The following is a 6,128-nucleotide window of genomic DNA, read 5'->3' on the forward strand; positions in this document are numbered from 1 at the left end:
CACATCCGCGGCGTGACGGTGGACGACGTGTACCTCGGCAATGGCGCCTCGGAGCTGATCACGATGAGCCTGAACGCCATGCTCAACAGCGGCGACGAGGTGCTCATCCCGGCGCCGGACTATCCGCTGTACACCGCCTCGGTGGCGCTGTCTGGCGGCACGCCGGTGCACTACCTGTGCGACGAGGCCAGCGACTGGATGCCCGACATCGAGGACATCAAGCGCAAGGTGACGAGCAACACCAAGGCGATCGTCGTCATCAACCCGAACAACCCGACCGGCGCGCTGTACCCGGAGAGCGTGCTCCAGCAGATCGTCGAGGTCGCGAGACAGCACCAGCTGATCATCCTGGCCGACGAGATCTACGACAAGACGCTGTTCGACGGCAACACGCACACCAGCATCGCCTCGCTGGCCGACGACGTGCTGTGCCTGACCTTCAACGGCCTGTCGAAGAACTACCGCTCCTGCGGCTACCGCGCCGGCTGGATGGTGGTGTCGGGCGAGAAAAAGCACGCGAAGGACTACATCGAAGGGCTGAACATGCTGGCTTCGATGCGCCTGTGCTCCAACACGCCGGGGCAGCTGGCGATCCAGACCGCGCTCGGCGGCTACCAGAGCATCAAGGACCTGGTCGCGCCCGGCGGGCGGCTGTGCAAGCAGCGCGACCTGGCCTACGAGATGCTGATGCAGATTCCGGGCGTCAGCGTCGTCAAGCCGAAGGCGGCGCTGTACATGTTCCCCCGCCTCGATCCAAAGATCTATCCGATCGAGGACGACCAGCAATTCGCCTACGAGCTGCTGGCCGAGGAGAAGGTGCTGATCGTGCAGGGCACCGGCTTCAACTGGCCGACGCCCGACCACTTCCGCCTCGTCTTCCTGCCGAACGTCGACGACCTGGCCGAGGCCATCGGCCGCATCGCGCGCTTCCTCGAGCATTTCCGCAAACGGCATTCCCACTGAGATCGCCATGAAACCCATCCAAGTCGGCCTGCTCGGCATCGGCACCGTCGGCGGCGGCACCTTCGCCGTCCTGCAGCGCAACCAGGAAGAGATCCGGCGCCGCGCGGGCCGCGAGATCCGCATCACCATGGTGGCGGACCTCGACGTCGAACGCGCGAAGAAGCTCGTCGGCGACGCCGCGCAGGTGGTGAACGACGCGCGCCAGGTGATCGCCAACAAGGACATCGACATCGTCGTCGAGCTGATCGGCGGCTACGGCATCGCCAAGGCACTGGTGCTGGAGGCGATCGCGGCGGGCAAGCACGTGGTCACCGCCAACAAGGCGCTGCTGGCGGTGCACGGCAGCGAGATCTTCGCGGCCGCCCGCGCCAAGGGTGTGGTTGTGGCGTTCGAGGCCGCGGTGGCCGGCGGCATCCCGATCATCAAGGCGCTGCGCGAGGGCTTGACGGCCAACCGCATCGAGTGGCTGGCCGGCATCATCAATGGCACGACCAACTTCATCCTCTCGGAGATGCGCTCCAAGGGGCTGGACTTCGGCGAGGTGCTCAAGGAAGCCCAGCGCCTGGGCTATGCCGAGGCCGACCCGACCTTCGACATCGAGGGTGTCGACGCCGCGCACAAGGCGACGATCATGAGCGCCATCGCCTTCGGCATCCCGGTGCAGTTCGACAAGGCGCATGTCGAGGGCATCACGAAGCTGCAGGCGGCCGACATCCGCTATGCCGAGCAACTCGGCTACCGCATCAAGCTGCTGGGCATCACCAAGCGGCGCGAGAAGGGCATCGAGCTTCGCGTACACCCGACGCTGATTCCAGCCACGCGGCTGATCGCCAACGTCGAAGGCGCGATGAACGCCGTGGTCGTGCACGGCGACGCGGTCGGCACCACGCTGTACTACGGCAAGGGCGCCGGCGCCGAGCCGACGGCTTCCGCCGTGATTGCCGACCTGGTCGACATCACCCGGCTGCACACCGCCGACCCCGACCACCGCGTGCCGTCGCTGGCCTTCCAGCCCGGCTCGATGCAGGACACGCCGATCCTGCCGATGGCCGACGTGGTGACCTCGTTCTACCTGCGCCTGGTGGTGGCCGACAAGGCCGGCGTGCTGGCCCGCATCACCGGCATCCTCGCCGAGCATGGCATCTCGATCGACGCCGTGCTGCAGCGCGAGTCGGCCGAGGGCGAGGCGCAGACCGACCTGATCATCCTCACCCACGACACCGTGGAGGGCGAGATGGACAAGGCGCTGGCCCAGATGCAGGCGCTGCCCACCGTGCTGGCGCCGATCGTGCGCATCCGGAAAGAAGAACTCAAGTGAAATACATCAGCACCCGCGGCGACCAGACGCTGCGTGGCTTCTCCGAGATCCTGCTCGAGGGCCTGGCGCCCGACGGCGGCCTGTACCTGCCCACGCACTACCCGAAGGTCGATGCGACCACGCTCGCTCGCTGGCGCGGCCTGTCATATGCGGAGCTGGCCTTCGAGATCCTGTCGCTGTACATCGACGACATCCCGGCCGCCGACCTGAAGCGTCTCGTCTCGCAGACTTACACCGAGCAGGTGTTCGGCACGCGCGAGATCGTGCCGTTGAAGAAGCTCGAGGACGGCCTGTACCTCGAGGCGCTGTCCAACGGCCCGACCCTGGCCTTCAAGGACATGGCGATGCAGCTGCTCGGCGCGCTGTTCGAGTACGAACTCGGCCGCCGCGGGCAGACGCTGAACATCCTCGGCGCCACCTCGGGCGACACCGGCAGCGCGGCCGAGTACGCGATGCGCGGCAAGAAGGGTGTCAACGTCTTCATGCTCAGCCCGCACGGCCGCATGAGCCCGTTCCAGCAGGCGCAGATGTTCAGCCTGCAGGATCCGAACATCCACAACATCGCCGTCGAAGGCGTGTTCGACGACTGCCAGGACATCGTCAAGGCGGTCTCGAACGACCTGGAGTTCAAGCGCCGCTGGAAGATCGGCACCGTCAACTCGATCAACTGGGCGCGCCTGCTGGCGCAGGTGGTGTACTACTTCGCCGGGTGGTTCCAGGCGACGAAGAGCAACGACGAGCGCGTGAGCTTCGCCGTGCCCTCGGGCAACTTCGGCAACATCTGCGCCGGCCACGTGGCGCGCATGATGGGCCTGCCGATCCATCGCCTGGTGCTGGCCACCAACGAGAACAACGTGCTCGACGAGTTCTTCCGCACCGGCACCTACCGCGTGCGCGGCGGCGCCGAGACCTACGAGACCTCGAGCCCGTCGATGGACATCAGCAAGGCGTCGAACTTCGAGCGCTTCGTGTTCGACCTGCTCGGGCGCGACGCGGCGCGCACCAGGGCGCTGTTCGCCGACCAGATCACGAAGACCGGCAGCTTCACGCTGACGCCGGCGGAGTTCGCCCGCGTGGCCGAGTACGGCTTCGTCTCCGGCTGCAGCACGCATGCCGACCGCGTGGCCACCATCCGCGACACCGCGCAGCGCTGCGGCACCGTCATCGATACGCACACGGCCGACGGCGTGAAGGTCGCCCGCGAGCACCGCGATGCCGGCGTGCCGATGATCGTGCTCGAGACCGCGCTGCCGGCGAAATTCTCCGCCACCATCGTCGAGGCGCTGGGCCGCGAGCCGGACCGCCCGGCCGCGCTGCAGGGCATCGAGCAACTCCCCAAGCGATTCAAGGTCATGCCCGTCGACGTGCAGGCGGTCAAGGACTACATCACCCAGAATGCCTGAATGAAGGTCATCGGCTTCTGCGGCTATTCGGGATCGGGCAAGACCACCCTGGTCGAGCAGCTGGTTTCGCGCTTTCGCCTGGCCGGCCAGCGCGTGTCGGTGGTCAAGCATGCGCACCACGACTTCGACATCGACCACCCAGGCAAGGATTCGTACCGCCACCGCGAGGCCGGCGCGTTCGAGGTGCTGATCGCCTCCGACCGTCGGCTGGCCAAGATCCGCGAATACGAGCTGCGCGCCGAACCGACAGTGCACCAGCTGCTGGCCGAGCTCTACGAGGTCGACTGGGTGCTGGTCGAAGGCTTCAAGCACGCCGACGTGCTGAAGATCGAGATCTGGCGCGCCGAGACCGGCAAGCCGGTGCAGTACCCGAACGACCCCTATGTCGTCGCCATCGCCACCGACAGCGCCGACCGCCTGCCCCAGCCCACGGGGCTGCCGCTGCTGGACCTCAACGATCCCGACGCGGTGACCGCCTTCCTGCTCGCCGACCCTGCCCGCTATGAGTACCGTTCCCCCCTGGACGACGCCTTCGGCGCGCCCGCCGATGCTGACGCTGGACGAGGCGTTGGCCCGGCTGCTGAGCGCGATCCGGCCGCTGGCTGAGACCGAGCGCGTCTCCACCTTCGAGGCGCTCGGCCGCGTGCTGGCGGAGGGCGTGCGCTCGGGCCTGGACGTGCCGCCGCAGGACAACACCTCGATGGACGGCTACGCGCTGCGTTGCGCCGACGTACCCGCCGCCGGCACGCTGCTGCCGGTGAGCCAGCGCATCCCGGCCGGGCATGTCGGCCAGCCGCTGCAGCCGGGCAGCGCGGCACGCATCTTCACCGGCGCGCAGATCCCGCCCGGCGCCGATGCCGTGGTGCCGCAGGAGCAATGCGAGAGCGAAGGCGAGGGCGTGCGGATCGGCATCGTGCCCGCGCCGGGCCAGTGGATCCGCCGACGCGGCGAGGACGTGACGTACGGCGCCGAGGTGCTGGCACGCGGCACTCGCCTGACGCCGCAGGCGCTCGGTCTGGCCGCGTCGGTGGGCGCGGCCGCGCTGACGGTCTCGCGCCGCCCGCGCGTGGCGTTGTTCTCCACCGGCGACGAACTGGTGATGCCGGGCGAGCCGCTGAAGCCCGGCGCGATCTACAACTCCAACCGCTTCACGCTGCGCGGGCTGATCCAGGCGCTGGGTTGCGAATGCGCCGACCTCGGCATCGTGCCGGATCGGCTCGACGCCACCCGCGCTGCGCTGCGCGAGGCGGCTCGCCACAACGACCTGATCGTCACCTCCGGCGGCGTGTCGGTGGGCGAGGAAGACCACCTGCGCCCGGGCGTGCAGGCCGAAGGGCGCGTCGACTACTGGCAGATGGCGATCAAGCCGGGCAAGCCGCTGGCTTTCGGCGAGGTGCGCCGTGACGGCGGCGGGCACGCCTGGTTCATGGGTCTGCCGGGCAACCCGGTGTCGAGCTTCATCACCTTCGTGCTGATGGTGCGGCCGGCGCTCCTGGCGCTGCAGGGCGCCACCGCCACGGCGCTTCATCCGACGCCGATGCGGGCCGACTTCGACTGGCCGAAGCCCGACAAGCGCCGCGAGTTCCTGCGCGCACGCCGAAATGCCCTTGGTGGGCTGGACCTGTTCCCGAACCAGAGCTCGGGCGTGCTGACCTCGGCCGTGTGGGGCGACGGCGTGGTCGACAATCCATCCGGGCGCGCCATTGCCCGCGGCGACACGGTCGCCTTCCTGCCTTTCGCCGAACTGCTGTCATGAAGATCCAGGTGCGCTACTTCGCTTCGCTGCGCGAAGCGCTCGGGCCGAGTGAGACGCTCGAGCTGCCCGCCGGCGCCACCGTGGCGGCTGCGCGCGATGCGCTGATCGGCCGCGGCGCCGCCCATGCCGCCGCGCTGGCGCGCGGCCGTGCGGTGCGCAGCGCGCTGGACCAGTCGCTGTGCGACGAGTCGGCTGCGCTGCGCGACGGCGCCGAGCTGGCGTTCTTTCCGCCGGTGACCGGGGGCTGAGATGGGCATGCCGCGGGTGAGCATCCAGACGCAGGACTTCGACCTCGGTGTCGAGGTCGCGGCGCTGCGCGCCGCCGATCCCGGCGTCGGCGCCGTGGCCAGCTTCGTCGGCACGGTGCGCGACCGCAACGACGGCCAGGGCGTCAGCGCCATGGAGTTGGAGCATTACCCCGGCATGACCGAGAAGGCCATCGAGGCGATGATCGACGAGGCGTTCAAGCGCTTCGACATCCGTGCGGCGCGGGTCGTCCACCGCGTCGGGCCGCTCGCGCCGCTCGACCAGATCGTGCTGGTGGTGGTGACCTCGGCGCACCGCGGCGCCGCCTTCCAGGCCTGCGAGTTCCTGATGGACTACCTGAAGACCCAGGCGCCGTTCTGGAAGAAGGAGACCACGCCGGAAGGCGCGCGCTGGGTCGACGCCCGCGTCAGCGACGACGCCG

Annotated in this window: 7 protein-coding genes; all 7 read left to right on the plus strand. The window is 68.8% G+C overall.

Features of this window, described 5'->3' with window-relative positions:
- On the plus strand, window positions 1–963 hold a 963-nt coding region (locus AB7U92_RS20040), incomplete at its 5' end, for a pyridoxal phosphate-dependent aminotransferase (RefSeq protein ID WP_428581074.1).
- Between the two features lie 7 nt (window positions 964–970).
- Complete coding sequence (locus AB7U92_RS20045; protein WP_428581077.1) at window positions 971–2,281, plus strand: homoserine dehydrogenase; 1,311 nt, start codon at window positions 971–973, stop codon at window positions 2,279–2,281.
- Complete coding sequence (gene thrC, locus AB7U92_RS20050; RefSeq protein ID WP_428581080.1) at window positions 2,278–3,684, plus strand: threonine synthase; 1,407 nt, start codon at window positions 2,278–2,280, stop codon at window positions 3,682–3,684. Before AB7U92_RS20045 ends, thrC begins: the two co-directional genes overlap by 4 nt.
- A complete protein-coding gene (gene mobB, locus AB7U92_RS20055) occupies window positions 3,685–4,290 on the plus strand; it encodes a molybdopterin-guanine dinucleotide biosynthesis protein B (protein ID WP_428581083.1) in 606 nt (201 codons plus the stop codon).
- Window positions 4,232–5,440 (plus strand): molybdopterin molybdotransferase MoeA, encoded by a 1,209-nt coding sequence (locus AB7U92_RS20060; protein ID WP_428581086.1) that lies wholly within the window; start codon window positions 4,232–4,234, stop codon window positions 5,438–5,440. Before mobB ends, AB7U92_RS20060 begins: the two co-directional genes overlap by 59 nt.
- Window positions 5,437–5,688: a MoaD/ThiS family protein gene (locus AB7U92_RS20065; RefSeq protein ID WP_428581089.1), complete on the plus strand. Its 252-nt coding sequence runs from the start codon at window positions 5,437–5,439 to the stop codon at window positions 5,686–5,688. Before AB7U92_RS20060 ends, AB7U92_RS20065 begins: the two co-directional genes overlap by 4 nt.
- A gap of 1 nt (window position 5,689) precedes the next feature.
- The coding region (locus AB7U92_RS20070; protein WP_428581092.1) for a molybdenum cofactor biosynthesis protein MoaE at window positions 5,690–6,128 on the plus strand (439 nt) is incomplete at its 3' end.

Origin of the sequence: Piscinibacter sp. (genome assembly GCF_050175855.1) — a bacterium.
Classification (GTDB): domain Bacteria; phylum Pseudomonadota; class Gammaproteobacteria; order Burkholderiales; family Burkholderiaceae_C; genus Piscinibacter.

Coding starts and splice junctions, on each gene's coding strand:
- AB7U92_RS20045 (WP_428581077.1), top strand. CDS start 971: ATGAAACCCATCCAAGTCGGCCTGCTCGGCATCGGCACCGTCGGCGGC.
- mobB (WP_428581083.1), top strand. CDS start 3,685: ATGAAGGTCATCGGCTTCTGCGGCTATTCGGGATCGGGCAAGACCACC.
- AB7U92_RS20060 (WP_428581086.1), top strand. CDS start 4,232: ATGCTGACGCTGGACGAGGCGTTGGCCCGGCTGCTGAGCGCGATCCGG.
- AB7U92_RS20065 (WP_428581089.1), top strand. CDS start 5,437: ATGAAGATCCAGGTGCGCTACTTCGCTTCGCTGCGCGAAGCGCTCGGG.